Here is a 22,885-nt window from a genome sequence, read left to right as displayed (position 1 = left end):
TCACATATATGTAGGAACGTGTTCCAATAAGTCGACTCATGTCCTGCGATTGCGGCGTCACCCCCCCGTTACCTTTTTCGTAGTCCCGCACCGCGGGGCCACGGCCGCCAGTTTCGGTATGGCGTTCTTCCCCTGTCCCTCGAATGATCCGGGGGTGGTTCCGCCGAGCTTGGTGGCCTCGATGGACCGCTGACAGGGACCGGGCCGCCGGGTTCGAGGTAGGTCTGTTCGTAACGTGGGTGCCGGGTATCGATACTGGATCGGCGACCGGGTTGGACCGGACGAAAGACCGTTTCATGGACACGAGTTACGCCGTGTTCTGCGGCATCGACGTGGGCAAGGGCGATCATCACGCGGTCGGGTGGGACGCCGCCGCAGGCCGCGTGTTCGACAAGGCGTTGCCGAACGACGCGGCACCACCGCGGGCCGTGTTCGCGGATCTGGCCGCGCACGAACCGATCCTGATGGTCGCCGATCAACCGAACACCATCGACGCGCTGCCGGTCACCGTCGCCCACGCCTGCGGTCACGACGTCGCCTACCTGCCGGGGCTGTCGATGCGGCGGGTCACCGACCTATATCCCGGCCAGGCGAAAACCGATGCCCGCGATGCACTCATCATCGCGGATACCGCCCGCACCATGCCGCACACGTTGCGCCGGGTCGACGTCGGCGACGAGACCCTCACCGAACTCGGGGGGCTCGTCGGATTCGACGACGACCTTGCCGGCGAGGCCACCCGGATCAGCAACCGCATCCGCGGCCTGCCCACCGGGATCCACCCCACGCTCGAACGGGCACTCGGTCCCCGAGTAGCGCATCCGGCTGTCCTGGACAATCCTGCCCCGTTTCGGTGGCCGGCCGGGATCCGGCACGCCGGCAAGCGTCGGATCACCACTTCGCGGACGTGGCCTTCCCGCCACAATCGGTGCAGGTCGCGTCGTGTCTCGCGGGGGGGCATGCCGCGGGGACGACCTGGGAGGTGTTGTGCCACAGTAATTTCCTGGGCAACTTGGCGGGCGGCGTTTCTATCGCCACGGGGATCGCCTTCTCCACGCCGCATTGGACGAACCGGAGAGTCCCGCATCCTCGATGTGCCGAAGAAGCCGCAGGTGGCGATCAGCCGGGTTGCGTCGGGGGCAGCTCGTGCATTTGTCACTGCCGGTGAGGTAGATCAGGCAGCACGATCCGCGTCTGACGAATCTCCTTGTGCCGAAAGCGCCGTCGATGTCGACGAATCGCGGCGTGAGCATCGGCGGCGCCGAGAGTGCGGTGGCGAGCGTGCATGCTTCGTCGACTCTGCCCACGGTATGGCCCACGGCAAGCGCGCGGTTGGCGACGGAGTCGGTGGCGATCGCCCACAAAGCCCGAGGCGCCGCGCCGGAAACCGCGGCGAGAGCGTCGATCACCAACCCGTACGAGGCGCTCAGAGCCTCGGCACAGGCAGCAGTGTCGGGCAGGATCCGCCGGGCCCGAACGGCACCGAGATACCCGTTGTCTCGCAGGGTGCACTCGACGTGCGGTAGCTGCGGATCCGGGACGAGGCCCTCGGTGAACAGCAGGGCCACAGGCGCGGCCACCAAAGTCGAACTCGCCGAATACCACCACAGCGTGCCGTTCACCCGCGGGTCGTCACACCCCCAACGGGCACCGGTGTCGACGATACGTTCGGCGAGCCAGTCGTGATCGGTCATACGCTCCCCGGAGAACGTCTCACCGATCAGATCGATGGTATGGGCGAAGTCGCCGAGAACAGCTCCGACCCGACGGTACGCGTCACCCAGTGCCTGCGCGTCGGGGTCGTCGATGATGTCAGTCATCGACGAGTCCGTGCAGATCGAGGACCCGCCGGTCTTCGACGGTCCGTATACGTCCGCGCACACCGAAGACGGTGGCGAGCAGTTCGGGCGTCAGAACGTGCTCGGGTGTACCGACGTCGACTACCTGTCCGGCGTCGAGGACGGCGATCCGGTCACAGTACTCGGCCGCGAGACGCAGGTCGTGCAAGGTGACGAGCACAGCGAGACCGCGAGCGGCGAGGGTGCGCAGAAGTTCGAGCACGCCGAGTTGGTGACGCAGGTCGAGATGATTGGTCGGTTCGTCGAGCAGCAGAATCTGCGGTTCCTGCGCGAGCGCACGGGCAATCGAGACGCGCTGGCGTTCACCGCCGGACAGTGCGGTGACGTCGCGGTCGGCATGCGAGGTGAGGGAGACCTGGTCGAGTACCCGGGTTACCGCGTCGTCGTCCTCCTTGCGGAAGGGTTCGAGCAAGCCACGCCGGGCGGACCGGCCCAGCCGAACCGATTCCCGGACAGTCGCACCGCCGAAGGCGGCGGGCTCCTGTGTGCTCACTCCGATCGTGCGGGCAACCTGACGGCGGCGCAGCGTGTGGATGTTCTCGCCGTCGAGCAGGATCGCGCCGCCGGTCACCGCCAGCGCGCGGTAACAGGTTCGCAGCAGCGTGGTTTTGCCACTGCCGTTCGGGCCGACCAGGGCGAGCACTTCGCCAGGGGCGACCTCGAGATCAGCCCCGCGAAGGACGGTGCGGTCCCCGAGTCGGGCCTGCACCCCGCAGGCGTGCAGCCGGGTCATCGACTGCCCTGCCGGTAGCGCCGCCACAACATGGCAATGAAGATCGGTCCTCCCACAAGCCCGGTGATCACCCCGATCGGCAGTTCGGTGGTGTCGCTCAACGACCGGGCCAGAATATCGGCGAGTACGAGAGCGACCGCCCCCAGAAGAGCGGCGGTCGGGACCAGACGTGCGGCATTGCGGCCGACGAGATAGGCGGCCAGATGCGGCACGAGCAGGCCGACGAATCCGATCGTGCCCGACACTGCAACAGCTACGGCCGCCAGCAGCGAGACGGCCAGCAGGATCAGGATCCGGAACCGTGGAACGTTCATCCCGAGTGCGGTGGCCCCGTCGTCCCCGGTGAGCAGCAGGTTCAGTTGCCGGCTGCACAGCACGACCGCGGTTCCGACCACAAACAGGACCAGGGCGGGCGCGATCAGCGACGTCCAGTTCGCGTCACCGAAACCACCGGCGAGCCATTGCATCACGGTGCCGAGTTGATGCACGTCACCGAGGACCAGCAGCACGAAGGTCACCAACGACGAGAACACCATCGACAACGCGACCCCGACGAGGACGATCGCGGTCACAGACTGTGCGCGCAGGCTCACCACGATCGTCGCGGCGAGAGGGAGCAGGGCGCCGAGGAACGCGGCGAACGGCAAGGTGAAGATCCCGAGGACGCCGGCGCCGAACCCGAGGACCGTCACGGTGGCGACACCGAACCCGGCGCCCGAGGACACCCCGAGAAGATACGGGTCGGCGAGAGGATTGCGGGTCACTGCCTGCGCGACGGCACCGGCAACGGCGAGTGCGGCGCCCACGACCGCGGCAGTCAAGGCGCGGGGCAGTCGGGATTCGAACACGATCGCCTCGCGGGTCGCGGTCCACCACCGATCACCCCACAACGCGTCGAGTGGAAAGGGAGAGATCCGGTAGGCCACGATGGCCCACACGTCACCGAGGGGGATGGTGATCGTGCCCAGCGACACCGCCGCGGCAACCGCGAGAACGAGAGCTGCCGTGAGCATCGTCAGTATCACCCCCAAGGGTCGGCGGCGATCGCCTCCTCTCGTGGCACTGTCTATGAGTGGCGATGCGGGAGAGGGTTTCTCGGCGATCGTGCTCACTCGACGAATGCTTCCGGATGCAGTGCTCGGGCGATGGTGTCGGCGGAGGTGACCATGCGGGAGCTTTCGAAGAAGTCGTCCAGCGGGACGACGACGAAACGATCGTTGCGCACCGCCGGGGTCGTCACCATGACAGAGTGGTTCTTGAGGAAAGCGATCTTGTCGGCGGCACTGGTGGACCCGTAGTCGAGGACGACGATCGCTTCGGGTTGGCGTTCGCCGACCACTTCCCAGCTGGTTGCGAAGTAAGGTTTGGGGCCTTCGGCGGTGATGTTGTCCACGCCCGCGTATTCCCCGATGAGGTTGCCGATGCCGACCCCGCCGACGGAGAGGGGTTCGGCTTCTCCCGAGTCGTAGAAGAACGTTCGGATCGGCTGCACACCGGCGGCGCCGAGGCGGGCACCGACCGAATCGAGGCCCGAGACGATCCGCTCGGTGAGCTCGGTTGCCGACTCCTCGACGCCGAGAATGGCGCCGAGCTGGGCGAAGTCGTTCTCGAGCAGACCGATGTCGGGGAAACCCTGCCCGCAGTACTCGGAGAACAGGAAGGTGGCGATACCGGCGGCTTCGAGGCTGTCACGGCCGAAACCGTTCTTGTCGTCGAACGCGCTGCGCATGCCCCCGACGACCAGATCGGGCTCGAGATCGAGAACCTGCTCGGAGGTCGGATATTCCTTCGCGAGCGACGGGATGGCGCGGAACTGCTCCGCGGTCTCGGGCAGGGGATCTGGTTTTTCGCCGTAGCCCATGCCGACGATGCGCTCGCCCACCCCCATCTGAATCAGCGTCTCGGTGACGTGGTCGTTCATCGAGACGATGCGCTGCGGTGGAGCGTCGAAGGTGGCGGTGCGATCGCAGTTGGTGATGGTCACCGGCTCGGTGAACGATTCGGCGGCCTCGACCTCCGCTGGGGTGGTACCGCGGGAACACCCGGCCACCAGCAGTACTGCGGTTGCGACGGAGGTGAGCACGCTGATGCGGCGACGGGTCGAACGGGTGGGGACGAGCATAGGACCTCGCGCTCTGCTCAGGTGACCCGGAGCTGAGCCCACCACGACAGCAGACACCGAAATCGGGTGCCCGAACTGCCCTGCTGGACTCCGTCTCGCAGACCACGGCGATGTATCGGAGTCGCGGACCCCCAGGCAGGTATTCGGGCTCACCACCGAGATCGGCGGTCTACCGTTGCGGGTCAGCGCCGGATTTCGACCGGACTTCCCCTGCGTTGGGTGTCAGCAACGTTCGCGTCATTATGCACACCGTCGACTCGAGAGGACACAACCGGTGCCATCCCGGTGCCGGCAACGCACGCACCCGACCTTGCTGGTCCGGAGCGCTCTTACATAGTCGGGGTAAGTCCCGGGGAGTGGTGGGAATCGGCTGAGGGCATCGGGCCAGGTCCGCGGCGTGTCGCTCCCCGAAGAGAGTGGGCCATCGCGTAGTGATCAATGAGCTACCGACCAAAGTGACTCACAGAAAGCATCCACGCGATGACCCACGGCCATTCTGCACTGCTCGCCCAACTCGACGCACTCACCGGCGCCGACAGCGCCAGCGTGTTCGCCGAACTGATCCGCACAGGCCTGCAGACCCTGATCGAAAGAGGTTCTGCAGCAACACAGAAGCACTTCCACCGACGTCGAGAGGATGCTCGATGAGCACCCTCCTTTCCCGGGTCCCGACCTCGACGCCAGGCATCGGCGTCAGGACCGCAGCACGCATCCTCATCGAGATCGGCGACGGCTCGGGCGTCGCCTCGGCAGGCCACCTGACCGCCCACGCCGCTATCGCCCCGGTCACCCACCGCTCCGGCCCCTCGATCCACGGCGAGCACCCGGCACGCTCGGGCAACCGGAAACTCGAACGCGCCCTGTTCCTATCTGCCTTCGCCGCCCTGCACGACCCGACCAGCCGCGCCTACTACGACCGCAAACGCGCCGAAGGCAAGAAACACAACGCCGCCCTGACCTTCCTCGCCCGACGCCGCTGCGACGTCCTCCACGCCATGCTCGAGAACAAGACCTTCTACCGGCGACCAACCGCAGAAGCGGCATGATCACGACCGGCAGGCGCGCCAACGCACTCGCTTCGCCAGATGGACCAGCGCATAGCCGCCCGGAGTCGGAGTTCGGTGCGTTTCCTGATACCCGAACCGAGAGTAGAGCCGCAGGTTGCCGAGGCTGCGCTCACCCGTGAACAACTGCAGACCAGTGATCCGCTCAGGTAGTCGCTCTTCCACCAGTTCGAGCAGTCGACTGCCCCGGCCCCGGCCCTGCATGTCCGGGGCCACGACCAGCCTTCCCACCTCGGCGGTGTGAGGCTCCGTCGGAGAGAGATACACGCGCACGGCGGCGACGAGACGCCGGGCGTCATCGCGCAACCCGAACGCGAGCACGTCGGGCCGCGTCAGCTCACTCACCAACTCGTCGAGGGACTGCGTCAACGGAGGAAGGTTCACGTCGTCGTGGGCCTGCGCCTCAGTCACATACGCAGCCCGCTGCAACGTCAGCAGCTCACCCGCGTCCCCACCCGACAGTGTCACAACGGATTCCATGCATGTCGACTATTCCAGCCCCCTACCGGACCGCACTCCAGTGACATCCCGAGCGGTTGACATCAACACAGCGACTTCCCCCGGTACCGGGGCCCTCGGGAGAGCGCGACGGCCCGCAAGCGGCCCCGAAACTCAGTTCGGAATGCCGGTGACCAGCGGCGCTATCGCCCGGCGGGCAACCGCGCGAGCCACCTCGACGTCGTCCAGGTCGTACACGGGGCTCGGCAGCACGAGGTAGCTGAGCGTCAGCCTGATGATCGCGTCGGCCTGAATGTCCGCGTCCGCCGGGGGCAGCACACCCTCCGACTGCCCCGCCTCGATGCGCGCGGCGACGAACCTCCGGCCCAGTTCGAGCGGCGACGGGTCGCCCGCCGAGAGCATCGCCACCAGCGCGGCACCGTGCGCCGGATCCGACTTTCCCGCGACGAACCGCCGACGGAACCGCAGGCACGCGACGAAGGCCGCCTCGATGCGCTCGACCGGATCGGTGACGGTGAGAAAGGTCGTGCCGATCTCGGTGAGGAACCCTCGCAGCGCACGCGCCAGCGCCGCCTCGAACAGCGCGTCCTTGCCACCGAACCGGCGGAAGAGGGTCGCGCGACTGATCCCCGAGCGCGCGGCCACGTCGTCCATCGTCGCCGCCCGGGTGCCACGCTCGGCCAGCACCGCGAGCGCGGCGTCGAACACCCCGTCGTCCACCTCCGGAGCCGACGACACCTGCTCGATCGCACGGCCGAAGAGACTGGTCAGCGGTGCACCGGGGCGGGTCATCGGTCCACTATCGCATTTGAGACTATTCTGCTACCAATAATCTCATGACGCACGCGGTGGGGACAGAACCCGAGCCGGACAACACCCATATCGATCCGCCCCCGCTGGGTCCGGACTCGGTCGCGTGGTCCGTCTTCGGCGACCTGACGTTCGTCCTGGGGGCGTCGCGGCGTCTGCTGATCGACGTCGCGCATCCGATCGTCGCGACCGGGGTGCGCGAATTCTCGGTCTTCGAATCCGACCCGTACGGACGCGCCGAACGCACGCTCGACATGATCATGGGCGTCGTCTACGGCCAGGAGGAGGCACTCGCCACGGCCCGCCGCCTCCGGGATCTGCACCGCACGATCAAGGGCACGAACCCCGACGGATCGCGATGGAGTTCACTGAATCCCGAAGCGTTCCACTGGGTCCACGCGAGCCTCGTGCACGGCGTGTACACCCAGCAGAAACTGCTCGGTCGCGGCTGGCGGCCGGGCGAGGCCGAACAGTTCTACCTGGAGATGCGGCAGGTGGGTCGTCTCTACGGCGTCCGGGAACAGGACATGCCGGCCGACTGGGCCGAGTTCTGTTCGTGGTTCGACGAGATGTCCGCGACCAAGCTGACACGGTCAGACGTCACCGACCGCGTCCTCGCGGTCGTCGGATCACCCCAACCGCCTCCTGTTCCGTTGCTGCGCAACGAGTTCCTGTGGAACTACACCGCGCGACCGGTTGCCGGACGGGCACTCACCCTGATCACAGGCGGCCTGCTGCCGCCCGCGCTGCGCGCGATGCTCGGCGTCCGCTGGACCCGGAGCCACCAACTCGCCTTCGATGCGCTCGCCGCGACATCACGCACCGTCCTGCCGCGGCTGCCCCGATCGGTACGGATGATCCCGCAGGCACGCCTGGCACTGCGCCGCGCAGAACGCAACACCCGGTCGCAGCCGTGACCGGCGCACGGATCGTCGGCGTGCGGAGCGTCGACGGCACCCGCCTGCACACCGAGATCCACGGGCCGGACGACGCCCCGACGATCGTGCTGGCCCACGGAATCCTCTGCTCGACTCTGTTCTGGCGCAACCAAATTCGTGACCTGAGCGAGGATTTCCGGGTCGTCGCCTACGACCATCGCGGACACGGCCGCAGCGCCGCCCCACGGGCCGGCAGTTACGAACTCGACCACCTCGCCGACGACCTGCAAGCGGTGCTGGCCGCGACCGCCCCGGACGGGCAGCGGGCCGTCGTCGCCGGGCATTCGATGGGCGGCATCGCGGTGATGAGCTGGGCGCAGAAGTACCGGGCAGACACGACCACCCGTGTGTCGGCGGTCGCGCTCGTGAACACGACCCCCGGCGACATCCTCGACCACGTGCGGTTTCTCCGCGGTCCCGAGCGCACGCTCGCGCTGCGCCGCCGGCTGGCCCAGTTGGTCGTGCCCGCAGCACGTGTCCCGCTGCCGCGGCGTCTGCCGCTGCGCCGCCAACTGCTCGCCCACGTCGCGGTCGGCGCGGCCGCGGACCCGTCGATCGGACACGAGGTCGACGCGATCCTCGCGGCGACCTCGGCACGCGGGCGCGGCGGCTACGGAGCACTGCTGGTGAACATGCGGGCCGACATCGACCCGGCCCACGTCCCGGTTCCAGCCGTGGTGATCGCGGGCCGCCACGACCGGATCGCCCCACCGGCGCGATCGCAGGCGATCGCCGCACGACTGCAGCACCCGCTGGGGCTGCACGAACTCGACTCGGGCCACTGCGGACCGCTCGAACGACCCGACGAGGTCACCGCGGTGCTCCGGAACCTGCTGGAGGAGAACCGATGACCCGCGCAGCCAGGGTGGCGATCACGTTCTCCACCACGGCCGTCCTCCTCGCCGGATCCGCCGTGGCCTCGGCGGCACCACCGGCGGGATTCGACGAGTTCACCGGGATATGGCCCACCGCCGTCGACCCGGCGTCCTGCCGGCCCGGCGACCTGGTGGAAACAGGGATCCAGGGCGAGGTCCCGCTCGCGGACCGTACCTCCGGTCGCAGCACCGACGGCTACACCTGCAACATCGACTTGATCGGGCAGTACCAGGGTCAGGGTGCCGGGCCGATCAGCCCCACCTACGGCGACTGCGCGTACCTCGCGTCGACATTCCCCACCAACCTGCTCGGCGAGGACGCCGGCGTGCAGGTCCTCGACGTCAGCGACCCGGCGCATCCGGTGCGCACGGCGGTGCTCACCGAACCTGCGATGGTGGGAGGCACCTGGGAATCGCTGAAGGTGCACGAGGGGCGCGGACTGCTCGTCGGCACCGGGGTCGGGCTGATCGAAAGCGCCGGCTACATCTCGGTGTACGACATCTCCGAGGACTGCGCGCATCCGCGGTTGCTGAACACGACCACCGGTTCGCTGCCGAACATGCCGGTGCCCATCACCACCCACGAGGGCGCCTTCTCCCCCGACGGCAACACCTACTGGGCGTCCGGGATCGCACCGGGCTGGGTCAGCGCGGTCGATCTCACCGATCCCACGCAGCCGATGGTCGTGTGGGGCGGCCTCACCGGCGTCGCCGCGCACGGCATGGGATTCACACCGGACGGCAACACCATGTTCCTGTCGAACCTGGCCGGGATGACGATCCTCGACATCTCGGCGGTGCAGAATCGGCCGCCGCGCACCGTGATCGGTCACCCGCTGCCGCACCTGGGGTCGAAGATCTGGACCGACGGCCTGCTCAGCCAGCACAGCGTATACGTCACCTACGACGGTGTGCCGCATATCTTCACCGTCGACGAGGGCGGCTCTGGCGGCGTGAAACTGTTCGATGTCACCGAACCGGCCACCCCGCGCTGGCGCACCAGCGCGAAACTCGCGATCAACCTGCCGGAGAACATGGACCGGTGGGCGGCGAGCAGCGCAGCGAACGGCGCGTTCGGTTACGACGCGCACTACTGCACCGTCGACCGTCCCGAGAATCCGCGCGCGATGGCGTGCGGCTGGATCCAGTCCGGCATCCGCGTGTTCGACGTGACCGACCCCGACCGGTTCCGGGAGATCGCGTACTTCAACCCACCAGCACAGACCGGGAAGAACCTGAAGCTGCCCAATTCGCTGCACGCAACGCTCGGATCGATCGCGGCACCCCCGATCATCGGCACGCTGGCCGTTGCCCGCGCGATCCTGCAGGGCGAGACCGGAACCGGCGGAATCGTCAACGACCGCAGCCGGCTCGTCGGCGGCGACCTGTCCGCCGACTGGTGTCTGTCACCGCCGGAGTTCCACGGCGACAAGCTGTACGTCACGTGCATGGACAACGGATTCATGGCGCTGCAGCTCGATCCCGCGGTGTATCCGCCGCGATGAGCACCACACCTCGCACCACGCTGGTGCTCGTCGTGGCCGCGCTGTGCCTGACGCTCGGTGTCGTGGTCGGACGGATCTCGTCCGACCACGACACCGGCACCGCGGCCACGACGGGGGCACTCGCCGACAGCGACATCGCGTTCGCGCAGGAAGTGTCGATGCACCATCAACAGGCGATCACCATGACCGACATGCTCGGCCGGGACGCCGCGCCGGATGTACGGGCACTCGCCGCGCAGATCCGTGCGTCGCAGTGGCAGGAGATCGGAATCCTCACCGGCTGGCTGGAACTCGCGGGCGCACCCGCCCAGCCGCCCGGGCACGACCATCTCGGCATGCCGGGCATCGCGACGAACGAGGAACTGACGCGCCTCCACGACGCCGTCGGCACCGAGCGCGAAATCCTGTTCCTGCAGTTGATGATTCGCCATCATCAGGGCGGGATAGACATGGCGGCGGATGCGGCGCACACGACCGCGGTACCGGCCGTACGTGCCCGCGCGACCGCGATCGTCGACGAACAGCGACAGGAGATTTCGCTGATGGCCGTGTCGCTGGACGCGCGGGGCGCCTCCGTCCTGCCCTATCCGTGACTCTGCCGTACCGGTGTCAGTCGCTCCCACCCGACAACCGGTCCAGGAGGACCCTCGGATCGAGGTCCGGATCGTCGAGCAGTTCGAGCAGCGCGGACCGCTGCGACTCGGCGACCGGTTCGGCGCCACCGACGATCTGCCAGGTGTCTTCGACCGGGACGACGCGGGTGCACAGCAGGGCGCCGGTCCGCACGCGGCGACTCGCTGACCGGTCTCGGATCTCGTAGGACTCGCCGGTGCGCAGGTCCCGCACGGTCACCGACTCCCCAGGCTGCACCTGCTCGATCTCGAACAGCGAGCGCTTCACCGTCAGCCACTGCCTGGCCAGGTCGAGTTCGTCCTCGGGCAGCAGATACCCGCGTTGCTCGACGAACTGGGCGAACGCCCCGAACTCGAACAGCGCGGTATCGGTGACCAGCGGATCGGTGAGCGCCTCGTAGAACGCCGCGTCGCCGGTGTCGCCGTGTGCGGTGCGAACATCGGCGAGCACGAACAGCAGCGCGGACCATTCGGGAAGATCGGTGTGCATCGCGGCCTTCTGATACAGCCACGCGGCGCGTTCGGTCAGCGGGTGGTCCGCCTTGCCGAGGTGGCACACCTTGTACTTCCGTCCCGAACCGCACCAGCAGCGGTCGTTGCGTCCGAGGTCGGGGCGATCGACAGGCCGGAAGAACTGGAGCACCTCGTACAGGGGTTCCTCGTCCCCACCCTCGACACGGTCGAGGAGGGTGAGGCCGCGCACGGCGTCACCGCGGTCGGACGCGTAGCGCGCGAGGGTGACGAGTGCGGGTGCGAATTCGGTGTCCACGGCCACAGCCTGCTCGTACCGGCGCTCGGCGTCCTGGATCCGGCCGTCGAACTCGGCGGCCCGCCCCGCGAACCAGTGCGCGGGCGCAGCGATACGGCGGGATCCGAAGGACAGCAACACCTCTGCTGCCTGAGCGAGCGACGACGGCGCGAGCTCGCGTCGAAGGATCTCCCCCATCGCGACGGACGCGACATACGGATCGGACAGCCCCTGATACAGAGCGGCACCGTAGTCGACGAACCGCGCGTCGAGTTCGACACCGTCCTCGAAGGATTCGACGAGCGCGACGAACGTCAGGACATCCGGAACGGATTCCCGGTCGAGTTCGAGCTCGTCTGCGTAGGCGGCGAACCTGCGGTCGCGCGAGTACTCGGCGAAATCGAAGCCACCCGGTGCGATGACGTCCCGCCACCGCTCGAAGCCGGCGGCGGTGATCCACTCGTTCAGCGGAACGACCGGTTCGGCGAATGCCGCCGGGTCGTCCGCCGCGAGGTTCAGGATCAAATCCTCGAGCACGATCGGAAACTCGGCGTCGGAGGCAACGAGGGCGGCCAGGTCCGGCCCGGCGGCAAGCTCCCCGTCGACGCGGTGCCATCGCACCCGGCCCTCGGTGACGCCGAACGCCACCACGTCACCGGCCGACCAGCCGGCGAGCGATCCGGGCGGCAACAGCACGATCTCGAAGTCGGGAAGCTCGCCGTCGGACAGGCCCCGCTCGGCGAGCAGCTCGTCTTCCGGGTCGTTGCCGACGATCTCGAATCCGTCGTGCTCCGGATCGCCGGATGCCGGGATCAGCGCGGGGGCGATCTCGTCGACCCCGACCGCGTCCGCCGCGATCTCCGCAGCCGAGAGCCGATGGGTGAACACCCGTCCCTCGAGCATCGTGTCGACGGCGACGTTGCGCCCGTCCGGAAGCAGGTCGAGGTACGGGTGGTCGAGGTCGACGATCGTGTCCACCAGTTCGTCTACGTCGCCGAATCCCGCGTCGGCGAGATGCGCGGCGAGGTCGTCGTCGGTCAGCGGACCGTGCCGGTGGAGCACGTCGAGGGCGGCATCGGCGAGGGCGTCGAAGTCTGTGCTCACAGCTGTCGATCGTACGGGTCCGCCGGCCGGGTGCAGGACGCAACCGACCGGCGGAGCATGCCGTCTATCCCAGCGCCTGCTCGATGTCGGCGAGCAGGTCGGCGGCGTCCTCGATGCCCACCGACAGGCGGACCAGGTCGTCCGGAACCTCGAGCGCCGAGCCGGCGGTCGAGGCGTGCGTCATCGCACCCGGATGCTCGATGAGCGATTCGACACCGCCGAGGGACTCGGCGAGCGTGAAGATCTCGGTGCGCTTGCAGAAGTCCAGCGCAGCCTCGCGGCCACCGGCCAGACGCAGCGAGATCATGCCGCCGAACCGGCGCATCTGCTTGGCTGCGAACGCGTGACCGGGGTGCGATTCGAGCCCCGGGTAGAGCACCCGGCTCACTGCCTTGTGCCCGGACAGCAGGTCGACGATCTGCTCGGCATTGTCGCTGTGCCGTTCCATGCGCAGCGCGAGCGTCTTGATCCCGCGCAGCGTCAGGTACGCGTCGAACGGTCCGGGGACGGCACCGGCACCGTTCTGCAGGAACGCGAACGCGGTGTCGAGTTCCTCGTCGTTCGTCACCAGCGCGCCACCGACCACATCGGAGTGGCCGCCGATGTATTTCGTCGTCGAGTGCAGCACGATGTCGGCGCCGAGCGTCAGCGGCTGCTGCAGGTAGGGCGAAGCGAACGTGTTGTCCACCACCAGCTTTGCGTCACCGGCATGCGCGACCTCGGCGATCGCGGCGATGTCGCCGATGTTGAGCAGCGGGTTCGTCGGCGTCTCGATCCACACGAGCTTGGTTTCCGGACGGATCGCCGCGCGCACCTCGTCGACGTCGTTGACCGCGACCGGCGTGTACTCGATGCCCCACTGGGTGAAGACCTTGTCGATGAGGCGGAACGTGCCGCCGTACGCGTCGTTCGGGATCACCAGATGGTCGCCGGGGCGCAGCACCGACCGCAGGACACAGTCGGTCGCGGCCATGCCGGAACCGAACGCGCGCCCGTAGGTTCCGTTTTCGAGCGCTGCGAGGTTCGCTTCGAGCGGCCGTCGCGTCGGGTTGCCGGTGCGGGCGTACTCGAATCCGTTGCGCATGTTGCCGACGCCGTCCTGCGCGAACGTCGAGCTCGCGTAGATCGGCACGTTGACCGCGCCGGTCTGCGGGTCGGGCTCGTATCCGGCGTGGACGGCTCGGGTGGAGAATCCGTGGCTGTGCTGCTCACTCATGCGGTCCAGCCTATCGGCACCGGATACGCCGCGGTCCGGTGACGTCGAGCACGTCACCGGACCGGGGGTCGGTTGGTCAGGAGCCTGCGCTGATGAATCCGAGCAGGTCGTGACGGGTGATCACGCCGACGGGCTTTCCGTCGTCGACGACCATGAGGGCGTCGGTGTCTCCGAACGCCTTGGTTGCGGCGCCGATCGACTCGCCGACGCCGATCAGCGGCAGCGCCGGGCTCATGTGCTCGGCGACCGGGTCGGCGAGCTGTGCACGACCTTCGAACACGGCGCTGAGCAGTTCGCGTTCGCTGACCGACCCGGCGACCTCACCGGCGGTGATCGGCGGCTCCGCGCCGACGACGGGCATCTGCGACACCCCGTACTCGCGGAGGATCTCGATGGCGTCGCGCACGGTTTCCGACGGGTGGGTGTGCACAAGGTCGGGCAGGTCGCCGGACTTGCCGCGCAGAACGTCCCCGACGGTGGAGTCGTCGGGCTTGCCGTCGAGCGGCGAACGCAGGAAGCCGTAGGACGCCATCCACTTGTCGTTGAAGATCTTCGACAGGTAGCCGCGGCCACCGTCCGGGAGCAGCACCACGACGACCGCGTCGGGGCCTTCCCGCTCGGCGACCTCGAGGGCGGCGACGACCGCCATGCCGCACGAGCCGCCGACGAGCAGGCCTTCCTCGCGGGCGAGGCGCCGGGTCATCTCGAACGAGTCGGCGTCGGACACGGCGATGATCTCGTCGGGGATCGACGGGTCGTACGCGCTGGGCCAGAAGTCCTCGCCGACTCCTTCGACGAGGTAGGGGCGGCCGGTACCGCCCGAGTACACCGAGCCCTCGGGGTCGGCGCCGATGACCTTGACCTTCCCGCCGGACACCTCCTTGAGGTAGCGGCCGGTGCCGGTGATGGTGCCACCGGTGCCGACGCCGGCGACGAAGTGCGTGACCTTGCCGTCGGTGTCGCGCCAGATCTCGGGGCCGGTGGTTTCGTAGTGGCTCTCCGGGCCGCCGGGGTTGGAGTACTGGTCGGGCTTCCAGCCGCCGGGCAGTTCACGGGCGAGGCGGTCGGAGACGCTGTAGTAGCTGTCGGGGTGCTCCGGCGGAACCGCCGTGGGGCACACGACGACCTCGGCGCCGTACGCCTTGAGGGTGTTGCGCTTGTCCTCGCTCACCTTGTCGGGGCAGACGAACACACACTTGTAGCCGCGCTGCTGCGCGACGAGGGCCAGGCCGATGCCGGTGTTTCCGGAGGTCGGCTCGACGATGGTGCCTCCGGGCTCGAGCGCGCCGGACGCCTCGGCGGCGTCGATCATCTTGACCGCGATGCGGTCCTTCGAGCTACCGCCCGGGTTGAGGTACTCGACTTTCGCCGCGACGAGCGCCGAACCCGGCTTCACGACCGAGTTGAGTTTGACGAGGGGGGTGTTGCCGATCAGGTCGACGACGGTATCCGCGATGCGCATGGGTCCATGTTCTCATTTCACGATGTGGTCCGGCCCGCCGACCGTCTCGCCGGCCCGGCAGAAACACGACAGAAACACCGCTGCCCGTGCGCGTTTTCGGTAGTGGGAACTACCAAAAACGCGCACGGGCAGTCGGGGGTTCGGGCAGTGACTAGTCGCTCTGGAAGTAGCTGAGCAGTCGCAGGATCTCGACGTACAGCCACACCAGGGTGACGGTGAGACCGAACGCGACGCCCCACGCGGCCTTCTCCGGCGCCTGGGCGCGGATCAGCTGGTCGGCGGCGTCGAAGTCCAGCAGGAAGCTGAACGCGGCGATGCCGATGCACACGAGGCTGAAGATGATCGCGACGGTTCCACCGTCGCGCAGGCCCAGGCCGCCGTCGACGAAGAAGCCGGCGACGAGGTTGCCCAGCGCCAGGACCAGCACACCGATGAGCGCGCCGACGATCATGCGGGTCAGGCGCGGGGTGACCCGGATCGCGCCGGTCCGGTACACGACGAGCATGCCGAAGAACACGCCGAACGTGCCGAGCACTGCCTGCGCGATGAGTGTGGCGCCGCCGGCGCCACCGAAGGTGATATCGGTGAACATGAACGACAGCGCACCGAGGAAGAAGCCCTCGGCGACCGCGTAGGCGAGGACGATCGCCGGGTTGTCCATCTTGCGGCCGAAGGTCGCGACGAGGACCAGCACCAGGCCGATCAGACCGCCACCGATGACGAACGGCGCGGCCAGGCTCACGTTGGAGTTGACGAGGAAGTACGAGATCAGCGCCGAGACAGTGAGCACACCGAGCGTGATGCCGGTCTTGGTGACCACGTCGTCGATGGTCATCGCGCGGGTGGTCGCGGGGCGGGCCCACGGATCCTGCTGCGTGTACTGCGGCTGACCGAATTGCTGGGTGACCTGCGCGGCGCCTGCCGTCGCAGAGCCGAACGTGGCGTATCCGCCGCCCTCTTGCTTGGGCAGGTTGCGGAACACCGGGTTACTGGTGGTGCGCACCGTGCACATCCCTTCTGGTGGTCGGTTCTGTCCGGTCAACGCGCCGCGAGCCGCGGGAGTTCCCGCAGTCTCCGACATCGCGCACTTGGAGACCGGACGAACCGGACTCTACCGGGTTCGCACGGACCTGGTCACCGTGAACTTGGGGTTCCGTCCCGCGACGTCGGTCTTTCCGACGACCCGCTTCAACGTTCCGCGGTAGTTGAGATGCGAGTTGTACACCGTCCACAGTTCGCCGCCGTCACGCAGGATCCGAGCGGCCGCGTCGAACATCTTCTCCGCCGCACCGGTGTGGACCGCGGCACCGATGTGGAACGGCGGATTGCACACCACCAGGTCGACGGAGTTGTCCGGCAGCGTCGAGGCGGCATCGTCGCGCAGCACCTCGACGCGGTCGGCGACACCGTTCGCGGCGGCGGTCGCGGCCGCGGACGCGACCGCGGCCGCGGACTGGTCGGTCGCGACGATCCGCAGGTCCGGGTTCTGCCGGGCCAGGGACACCGCGAGGATGCCGGTGCCGCAGCCCAGGTCGACCGCCACCGCCGCGTCCCGGCGCGTGCGCGGCAGGAACTCCAGCAGGAACCGGGTGCCGATGTCCAGACGCGGACCGGCGAAAGCGGCACCGTGTGCGACGACCGCCAGCCCGAGGTCGGGGAGGGTGTCGGTCACCGGATAGGTGGACGGGCCGGGCATGGGGCTGCGGGCGGTGAGCACCCGCGACTTCTGCCTGCCCCGGGAGGCGTGCACGTCCGCGAAGGAACGCCCCAGCACGTCGTTCATGGCACGGGAGATGTGCTTGTCGCGACCACCGGCGAAGACGACCACGCCGGGGTCGGCGTGCCGGGCGATCGTCTCGGCGATCTCGTCGAGCGCACTCAGCGACCGCGGCAGCCGCAGCAGCACCACCCTTGCGCCCGTCATCAGGGCGGCATCGAGATCGTACCGGGTGTAGCGGTCGGTGAGACCCTCCCGGTCGGCGTTTCCGGCGAGGGCTCGCTCCCCCACCACCGAATCCTGGTGGACCCGCAGTCCGGTGCTGTCGTGCCGTACGGCAGCACCGAGGGTGAGGGCACCGTACTGGTCGTCGACGATCACGACGGTGCCGGCCGGGGCCGCGGCGAGTGCGGCGTCGGCTTCGTCGAGGAGCAGCCGGTCGGCGGCATCCACGGCGACCAGGTTGGGCGCCTCCACGTCGGGGAGGCGCCGCAACCTGGTGAACAGCTCCTGGCAGTCGATCAGCACTCGCCCTTGCCGGCGTTCTCGATGGCGCGGAGCGTGTCGGCCTTCTGGTCCTCGTCGAGGTCGGCCCAGCCCGGCAGCATCTGCTGGGCATCGGCGACGGCCTTGGCGGCCTCGTCGCGGTTCTGGCCCCATCCTTCGAGCTGGTCGAAGTACGGGAGCATCGCGTTGCAGATCTCGTCGTAGCTCTGGCCGAGCTCGACTCCTGTGGAGCCGGTGGCCGCGGAGTCGCCGGAGGCGGCTGCGCTGGTGGCCGTTGTGGCGTCGCCGGCCGAGTCGGATCCCTCGTCGGAGGATCCGCACGCCGCCGCAAGCAGGACAGCCCCTGCACCCAACAGCGCCGCGAGAGTCTTCTTCATCTGTGTCCCACTTCTGATCGCAGTGTCGTTTTCCGGTAGTCCCGGCGGCAACACGGTAAACGAATCTGCGCGATCGATCAGCGCCGGGCGGTGCCGCACCCGACTATCCTGGAGAAACCGGACGACGAGGTGGTTTGCACCGATGGTGGAACAGAATCCTCTCGAGACGCAACGAGCACCGATCCTCGACGTCACCAACGACGAGGACGCTGCCGTTCGCGATCTGGAGGCGGCCGGATTCACAGATCCCGAGGAGATCGGCCGCGGTGGTTTCGGAGTCGTCTACCGCTGCCGGCAGGAGGAACTCGACCGCACGGTCGCGGTGAAAGTCCTCGGTTCCACCCTCGAACCGGAGAACCTCGAACGGTTCCTGCGCGAGCAACGCGCGATGGGCCGCCTGTCCGGGCATCCGCACATCGTGACGGTGCTGCAAGCCGGATCGTCGCCGGGGGGCCAGCCCTATCTGGTGATGCACTATCACCCGCACGACTCCCTCGAAGCCCGAATCCGCCGGCACGGGCCCCTGCCGTGGCGGGACGTGCTGCGGATCGGCGTCAAGCTCGCCGGTGCCCTCGAAACGGCCCACCGGGCCGGGATTCTGCACCGCGACGTCAAACCCGCGAACATCCTCATCACCGAGTACGGCGAACCACAGCTCACCGATTTCGGGATCGCGCGGGTCGCGGGCGGATTCCGCACCACGTCACGGCAGATCACCGGGTCCCCGGCGTTCACCGCACCGGAGATCATCGAGGGCAAACCACCCGCCGCGACCGCAGACGTGTACGCGCTGTCCGCGACGCTGTTCTGTGCGCTCACCGGGCACGCGGCGTTCGAACGCCGCGAGGGCGAACGGGTGGTCGCGCAGTTCGTGCGCATCACCACCGAGCCGATCCCGGACCTGCGGGGTGAGGGCATCCCCGACGACGTGTGCGCGGCGATCGAGCAGGGCATGGCCACCGATCCGGCCGAGCGGCCGCCGACCGCGTTCGCGTTCGGCGACCTGCTGCGGCAGGTCGAGGAGGCACATTCGCTCGACGTCGACGAGATGGCGCTGCCGAGCCGTCCCGACGAGGCGAGACAACCTCTGAGCGGATCCGCCGCGCACCCGACCGGGGGCCTCCCACCGGAACGATGTCCACCGGCTCACAGCGGTACGCCGCAACGGGCACGGCACCGTCCACGACGCCGGCCACCCGGTTCCGTCCCCCGGCGACCACTCGTCAGCTCGTGCCGCGCACCCGGCTGATCGATCTGCTGCGGGCCGGAGAGCGCCGCCGGCTCACCGCCATTCACGCCCCCGCCGGGTTCGGGAAGTCCACGCTGGCGGCGCAATGGCGTGACGTGCTCACCGGCGAGGGGGTCCCGGTCGCGTGGCTGGCCGTCGACCACGACGACAACAAGCTCGTGTGGTTCCTCACCCACGTCATCGAAGCGCTGCGCCAGGTGCGTCCCGCGCTGGCCCGGCAGCTGACGGAGATCCTCGAAACCCACGGGGACGACGACCCCGAACGGTATGTCCTCAGTGCGCTCATCGACGAGCTGCACCGGCAGGACATGCGCACGGCCTTGGTCATCGACGACTGGCATCTGGTGACGTCGCCGGAAACGATTGCAGCCCTGGATTTCCTCCTCGACCGTGGATGCCACCACCTGCAGATCGTGGTGACGAGCCGCAGCAGGACTGGACTTCCGTTGAGTCGCATGCGGGTTCGCGACGAGCTGGTCGAGATCGATTCGGACCAGCTGCGTTTCGACCTCACCGAATCCGATTCGTTCCTCCGGGACGTCAGCGGTCTGCGTCTCGACCACGACGACGTGGACGGTCTCACCCGCACCACGGACGGATGGGCGGCCGCGCTGCAGCTGGCGTCGTTGTCGCTGCGCGACAGCGACGATCCGGCCGGTCTCATCGAGCACTTGTCGGGCAGGCACCACGCGATCGGCGAGTTCCTCGCCGACAACGTCCTCGCCACCCTGGAACCGGAGATGTACGAATTCCTGCTGGCCACCTCGATCCCCGAACGGATCAGCGGCAGTCTCGCCTCCGCGCTCGCCGACACCAAGCGCGGGCAGGCGATGCTCGAGGAAGCCGAGGAATGCGACCTTTTCCTGCGGCACCTCGACGACGAGCGGATCTGGTTCGGCTACCACCATCTGTTCCGGGAATTCCTGCGCCGCCGCCTCGAACGCGACCATCCCGATCGCATCCCCGATCTGCACTGCACGGCCGCACGGTGGTTCGCGAGGCACCGCATGCTCAGCGAGGCCGTCGACCACGCCCTGGCCGCCGACGACGAGCAACTGGCCGTGGATCTGGTCACCGAGGGTGGACTGTATCTCGCCGAACGCTCGCACCTGAGAACACTCCTGGCGCTGCTCGACAAGCTGCCGCCGCGGGCAGTGACGAAGAGCCCTCGGCTGCAGTTGAACCTGGGGTGGGGAAACGTGCCGCTGCAACGGCTCCCGCAGGCGAAACGCGCACTCGATGATGCGCGGAAAGCCTTGACTCACAGCAATCTTCCCGAGTCCGACCTCGAACATTTCCGGATCGAGGCGGATGTACTCGAGGCCGCGACCGCGATGCACGTGGATCGGCCCGATCGCATCGAGGAATTGATCCGGGAGTGCCTGGACGATCCGGACGCACTACCGCCGTGGGTGCCCTCGGCCGCAGCGGATTTCGGGACCTACTGTGATCTGTTCCGATTCGATTTCGCCGGTGCCCGCCGACGGCAGGAGGAGGCGGAGCGATTCCACAAGCTGACGAAGGGCACGTTCGCCGCGGTGTACGGACGGTGCCTGGCCGGTATCGCCGCGAGCGAGCAACTCGACCTCGTCGCCGCCGAAAGCATCTTCCGTGCGGCGGTGCGCACCGCTCGCCGTGACGGCGGACCGCACTGCCACTCGGCGCGTCTCGCCTCGTCGATGCTCGGCGAGTTGCTGTACGAGCAGGGCCGGATCGCCGAGGCGGAGGAACTGCTCGACGAGAGCCGGCATCTGGGGGCCGAGGGCGGCACCCCCGATTTCATGATCGCGCGCTTCGTCACCGCGGCCCGACTGAAGGCGGTGCGCGGAGACCGCGCGGCGGCGACGGCATTGCTCGACGAAGGCGCGAAGGCTGCAGCCGATCACGATCTGCCGCGGCTGCGCGCGCGGATCGACAACGAACGGATGCGTCTGGGGCTGCCGACCCCGGCTCCACCCTCCCATCCGATGCCGGACGACGACACCGTCTTTCCCAACGGTGTCGTGGAGGTGACCACCCAGATCGAGGACGCCACCTCCATTCGTCTGCTCTCGGACCGCGGCGATCCCGAGTCGCTGGATCGCGCCTGCGAATGGGCGCATCGGTGGCACCGGCGGGTCCGTACCCAGAACCGGCCGCGCGCGGAGCTCATGGTCACCCGTCTGCTCGTCGGGTGCCTGTTCGCCGCCGGGCGGACCGAGGAGGCGGAGCAACGGCTCGCCGGGATGGTTCACATCTGCGGTGAACGCGGCATGTTGCGCTATCTCGTCGACGGCGGAAGGAACACGATCGCGGTGCTGGGGCTTCTGCACACGCGACTGCGCGAGAATCGGTGGCGATCCGACTGGCCCACCGTCGACGAAGCGTTCGTCGACGAGGTGCTGCGGCTCGCGGGTTCCGAGATCACCGACACGGCGTTGTGAGTTCGGCGTCCGGGTCGGGCACACTGCGACCTGTGACATCCGCACAAATCGACGGGGTCCGCACGCGGTTGTGGCGCGGCGGGCGGCTCGTCGCCGAGAACTATCCCCTCGCCGACGTCTCCGACCATCTCGCGGACGACACCGCGCTGGTGTGGGTCGACCTGCGGGAACCCGACCACGAGCTGCTGCTGGCACTCGCCGAGGAACTGGGTCTCGACCCGCATGCCGTCGAGGATTCCGTCGCGCACGGCGAACGCACCAAGGCGACCCGGTATGCGACGCACACGTTCATCACGGTGTACGCGACCAGGCTCGAGTCCGGCAGCCCCGACTCGGGTGGCGACCTGGCTTCCCGGTTGCGGACGAGCCGCGTGTCGGCCTTCGTGCTGCCCCGCGGCATCGTCACCGTGTGGCGCGGCGACGCGTTCGACGTCGACGAGTTGCTGCGCCGCTGGGACGACAACGTCGATCTGATGGTGCACGGCACGCCGACGCTGCTGCACGGCCTGCTGGACGTGGTCGTCGACGGCCAGTTCGAGACCATCGAGCAACTCGACGACGCCATCGAAGGTCTCGAGGACGGACTGTTCGACGATCACGCGCAAACGAAGGTGATCCAGCGGCGCACCTACCGGGTCCGCAAGGAACTCGTCGAGCTGCGCCGTGTGGTGCTCCCGATGCGCGAGGTGGTGGCGCTGATCATGAGACACCGTGCCGAGCACGGCAATTCCGTCGAACTCGACAGCTGGTACACCGACCTGTACGACCACGTGGTGCGGGCGACGGAGTGGACCGAGTCGCTGCGTGACATGGTGACGACGGTGTTCGAGACGAACCTGTCGTTGCAGGACGCGCGGCTGAACACCGTGATGAAGAAGCTCACCGGTTGGGCAGCGATCATCGCGGTCCCGACGGCGGTCACCGGCTGGTACGGCCAGAACATCCCGTTCCCCGGGTTCGGCAGCTACGGCGGGGTGGCCGCCAGCACGGTCGTGATCGGGGTGTCCGCGGGGACGCTGTACGTGGTGTTCAAACGCCGCGGGTGGTTGTAGGCGCCTCCGGCGGGACGTCCCACGTTTCGCTGC

20 protein-coding genes, 2 pseudogenes and 1 riboswitch are annotated in these 22,885 nt (G+C 68.2%); of the genes and pseudogenes, 10 read left to right on the top strand and 12 right to left on the bottom strand.

The features are described 5' to 3' along the window. Window positions 1–296 precede the first annotated feature (296 nt). Window positions 297–896 (top strand): annotated as a pseudogene (locus RZ1_RS12480) (IS110 family transposase); the annotation flags it as partial. Between the two features lie 132 nt (window positions 897–1,028). Here the strand turns inward: RZ1_RS12480 and RZ1_RS12475 are convergent. The 4 genes from RZ1_RS12475 to RZ1_RS12460 form a co-directional block, all read right to left on the bottom strand. Beyond that, on the bottom strand, window positions 1,029–1,820 hold the full coding sequence (locus tag RZ1_RS12475; protein ID WP_072812271.1) for a (2Fe-2S)-binding protein: 792 nt from the start codon (window positions 1,818–1,820) through the stop codon (window positions 1,029–1,031). Beyond that, complete coding sequence (locus RZ1_RS12470; RefSeq protein ID WP_072812359.1) at window positions 1,813–2,592, bottom strand: ABC transporter ATP-binding protein; 780 nt, start codon at window positions 2,590–2,592, stop codon at window positions 1,813–1,815. Before RZ1_RS12470 ends, RZ1_RS12475 begins: the two co-directional genes overlap by 8 nt. Further along, window positions 2,589–3,605: a FecCD family ABC transporter permease gene (locus RZ1_RS12465; RefSeq protein ID WP_139281820.1), complete on the bottom strand. Its 1,017-nt coding sequence runs from the start codon at window positions 3,603–3,605 to the stop codon at window positions 2,589–2,591. Before RZ1_RS12465 ends, RZ1_RS12470 begins: the two co-directional genes overlap by 4 nt. A 95-nt stretch (window positions 3,606–3,700) precedes the next feature. Beyond that, complete coding sequence (locus RZ1_RS12460; RefSeq protein ID WP_072812268.1) at window positions 3,701–4,714, bottom strand: ABC transporter substrate-binding protein; 1,014 nt, start codon at window positions 4,712–4,714, stop codon at window positions 3,701–3,703. Between the two features lie 117 nt (window positions 4,715–4,831). Next, window positions 4,832–4,983: riboswitch (cobalamin riboswitch) on the bottom strand. A 211-nt stretch (window positions 4,984–5,194) separates the two neighbouring features. Here RZ1_RS12460 and RZ1_RS29985 point away from each other — a divergent pair. Both RZ1_RS29985 and RZ1_RS12455 read left to right on the top strand, forming a co-directional pair. Further along, a complete protein-coding gene (locus tag RZ1_RS29985; RefSeq protein ID WP_372481624.1) occupies window positions 5,195–5,362 on the top strand; it encodes a hypothetical protein in 168 nt (55 codons plus the stop codon). After that, window positions 5,304–5,760 (top strand): annotated as a pseudogene (locus RZ1_RS12455) (transposase); the annotation flags it as partial. The gene RZ1_RS29985 and the pseudogene RZ1_RS12455, both read left to right, overlap by 59 nt. On the opposite strand, the gene RZ1_RS12450 reads toward RZ1_RS12455, so the two are convergent. Together RZ1_RS12450 and RZ1_RS12445 are read right to left on the bottom strand one after the other, a co-directional pair. Further along, window positions 5,761–6,258, bottom strand: coding sequence for a GNAT family N-acetyltransferase (locus RZ1_RS12450; RefSeq protein ID WP_072812267.1), 498 nt, complete (start codon window positions 6,256–6,258; stop codon window positions 5,761–5,763). A 132-nt stretch (window positions 6,259–6,390) separates the two neighbouring features. Further along, window positions 6,391–7,029 (bottom strand): TetR/AcrR family transcriptional regulator, encoded by a 639-nt coding sequence (locus RZ1_RS12445; RefSeq protein ID WP_072812265.1) that lies wholly within the window; start codon window positions 7,027–7,029, stop codon window positions 6,391–6,393. Between the two features lie 44 nt (window positions 7,030–7,073). On the opposite strand from RZ1_RS12445, the gene RZ1_RS12440 reads away from it, so the two are divergent. From RZ1_RS12440 to RZ1_RS12425, 4 genes are read left to right on the top strand one after another with little or no spacing between them, the layout of a single operon-like run. Next, window positions 7,074–7,964: an oxygenase MpaB family protein gene (locus tag RZ1_RS12440; RefSeq protein ID WP_072812264.1), complete on the top strand. Its 891-nt coding sequence runs from the start codon at window positions 7,074–7,076 to the stop codon at window positions 7,962–7,964. Next, on the top strand, window positions 7,961–8,836 hold the full coding sequence (locus RZ1_RS12435) for an alpha/beta fold hydrolase (protein ID WP_072812262.1): 876 nt from the start codon (window positions 7,961–7,963) through the stop codon (window positions 8,834–8,836). Before RZ1_RS12440 ends, RZ1_RS12435 begins: the two co-directional genes overlap by 4 nt. Beyond that, window positions 8,833–10,365, top strand: coding sequence for an LVIVD repeat-containing protein (locus tag RZ1_RS12430; RefSeq protein ID WP_072812260.1), 1,533 nt, complete (start codon window positions 8,833–8,835; stop codon window positions 10,363–10,365). Before RZ1_RS12435 ends, RZ1_RS12430 begins: the two co-directional genes overlap by 4 nt. After that, window positions 10,362–10,958, top strand: coding sequence for a DUF305 domain-containing protein (locus RZ1_RS12425; RefSeq protein WP_072812258.1), 597 nt, complete (start codon window positions 10,362–10,364; stop codon window positions 10,956–10,958). The genes RZ1_RS12430 and RZ1_RS12425 overlap by 4 nt, the downstream gene beginning before the upstream one ends. A gap of 16 nt (window positions 10,959–10,974) precedes the next feature. Here the strand turns inward: RZ1_RS12425 and RZ1_RS12420 are convergent, their stop codons facing one another. The 6 genes from RZ1_RS12420 to RZ1_RS31285 all read right to left on the bottom strand — a co-directional run bounded on the left by RZ1_RS12420 (window position 10,975) and on the right by RZ1_RS31285 (window position 18,128). Beyond that, window positions 10,975–12,849, bottom strand: a complete 1,875-nt coding sequence (locus tag RZ1_RS12420) for an SEC-C domain-containing protein (RefSeq protein ID WP_072812256.1) — start codon at window positions 12,847–12,849, stop codon at window positions 10,975–10,977. A gap of 64 nt (window positions 12,850–12,913) precedes the next feature. After that, window positions 12,914–14,065, bottom strand: a complete 1,152-nt coding sequence (locus RZ1_RS12415; RefSeq protein WP_072812254.1) for a cystathionine gamma-synthase — start codon at window positions 14,063–14,065, stop codon at window positions 12,914–12,916. 76 nt (window positions 14,066–14,141) lie between these two features. Next, a complete protein-coding gene (locus RZ1_RS12410) occupies window positions 14,142–15,527 on the bottom strand; it encodes a cystathionine beta-synthase (RefSeq protein ID WP_072812252.1) in 1,386 nt (461 codons plus the stop codon). Between the two features lie 151 nt (window positions 15,528–15,678). Further along, window positions 15,679–16,530: a Bax inhibitor-1/YccA family protein gene (locus RZ1_RS12405; RefSeq protein WP_174565196.1), complete on the bottom strand. Its 852-nt coding sequence runs from the start codon at window positions 16,528–16,530 to the stop codon at window positions 15,679–15,681. Between the two features lie 108 nt (window positions 16,531–16,638). After that, window positions 16,639–17,772, bottom strand: a complete 1,134-nt coding sequence (locus tag RZ1_RS12400) for a class I SAM-dependent methyltransferase (RefSeq protein ID WP_072812248.1) — start codon at window positions 17,770–17,772, stop codon at window positions 16,639–16,641. Then, window positions 17,766–18,128 carry a hypothetical protein gene (locus tag RZ1_RS31285; protein WP_072812246.1) on the bottom strand — a complete coding sequence of 121 codons (363 nt, stop codon included), beginning with the start codon at window positions 18,126–18,128 and terminating at the stop codon, window positions 17,766–17,768. The genes RZ1_RS12400 and RZ1_RS31285 overlap by 7 nt, the downstream gene beginning before the upstream one ends. 142 nt (window positions 18,129–18,270) lie before the next feature. On the opposite strand from RZ1_RS31285, the gene RZ1_RS31665 reads away from it, so the two are divergent. Genes RZ1_RS31665 through RZ1_RS12385 form a run of 3 tightly spaced genes read left to right on the top strand, consistent with a single transcriptional unit; the run spans window position 18,271 to window position 22,852 of the window. Continuing rightward, entirely contained in the window at window positions 18,271–19,377 is a 1,107-nt protein-coding gene (locus tag RZ1_RS31665) for a serine/threonine-protein kinase (protein ID WP_280522823.1), read from the top strand. Beyond that, a complete protein-coding gene (locus RZ1_RS12390) occupies window positions 19,263–21,800 on the top strand; it encodes a winged helix-turn-helix domain-containing protein (protein ID WP_280522822.1) in 2,538 nt (845 codons plus the stop codon). Before RZ1_RS31665 ends, RZ1_RS12390 begins: the two co-directional genes overlap by 115 nt. 32 nt (window positions 21,801–21,832) lie before the next feature. Then, a complete protein-coding gene (locus RZ1_RS12385; RefSeq protein ID WP_072812357.1) occupies window positions 21,833–22,852 on the top strand; it encodes a magnesium transporter CorA family protein in 1,020 nt (339 codons plus the stop codon). Window positions 22,853–22,885: the final 33 nt, after the last annotated feature.

Source organism: Rhodococcus zopfii NBRC 100606 = JCM 9919, assembly GCF_001895025.1.
In the GTDB taxonomy this organism is placed as follows: Bacteria; Actinomycetota; Actinomycetes; order Mycobacteriales; family Mycobacteriaceae; genus Rhodococcus; species Rhodococcus zopfii.
This window is presented reverse-complemented; position numbering and strand designations above follow the sequence as displayed.

Coding starts and splice junctions, on each gene's coding strand:
- RZ1_RS12475 (WP_072812271.1), bottom strand. CDS start 1,820: ATGACTGACATCATCGACGACCCCGACGCGCAGGCACTGGGTGACGCG.
- RZ1_RS12470 (WP_072812359.1), bottom strand. CDS start 2,592: ATGACCCGGCTGCACGCCTGCGGGGTGCAGGCCCGACTCGGGGACCGC.
- RZ1_RS12465 (WP_139281820.1), bottom strand. CDS start 3,605: ATGCTCACGGCAGCTCTCGTTCTCGCGGTTGCCGCGGCGGTGTCGCTG.
- RZ1_RS12460 (WP_072812268.1), bottom strand. CDS start 4,714: ATGCTCGTCCCCACCCGTTCGACCCGTCGCCGCATCAGCGTGCTCACC.
- RZ1_RS29985 (WP_372481624.1), top strand. CDS start 5,195: ATGACCCACGGCCATTCTGCACTGCTCGCCCAACTCGACGCACTCACC.
- RZ1_RS12450 (WP_072812267.1), bottom strand. CDS start 6,258: ATGGAATCCGTTGTGACACTGTCGGGTGGGGACGCGGGTGAGCTGCTG.
- RZ1_RS12445 (WP_072812265.1), bottom strand. CDS start 7,029: ATGACCCGCCCCGGTGCACCGCTGACCAGTCTCTTCGGCCGTGCGATC.
- RZ1_RS12440 (WP_072812264.1), top strand. CDS start 7,074: ATGACGCACGCGGTGGGGACAGAACCCGAGCCGGACAACACCCATATC.
- RZ1_RS12430 (WP_072812260.1), top strand. CDS start 8,833: ATGACCCGCGCAGCCAGGGTGGCGATCACGTTCTCCACCACGGCCGTC.
- RZ1_RS12425 (WP_072812258.1), top strand. CDS start 10,362: ATGAGCACCACACCTCGCACCACGCTGGTGCTCGTCGTGGCCGCGCTG.
- RZ1_RS12415 (WP_072812254.1), bottom strand. CDS start 14,065: ATGAGTGAGCAGCACAGCCACGGATTCTCCACCCGAGCCGTCCACGCC.
- RZ1_RS12410 (WP_072812252.1), bottom strand. CDS start 15,527: ATGCGCATCGCGGATACCGTCGTCGACCTGATCGGCAACACCCCCCTC.
- RZ1_RS31285 (WP_072812246.1), bottom strand. CDS start 18,128: ATGAAGAAGACTCTCGCGGCGCTGTTGGGTGCAGGGGCTGTCCTGCTT.
- RZ1_RS31665 (WP_280522823.1), top strand. CDS start 18,271: ATGGTGGAACAGAATCCTCTCGAGACGCAACGAGCACCGATCCTCGAC.
- RZ1_RS12390 (WP_280522822.1), top strand. CDS start 19,263: ATGTCCACCGGCTCACAGCGGTACGCCGCAACGGGCACGGCACCGTCC.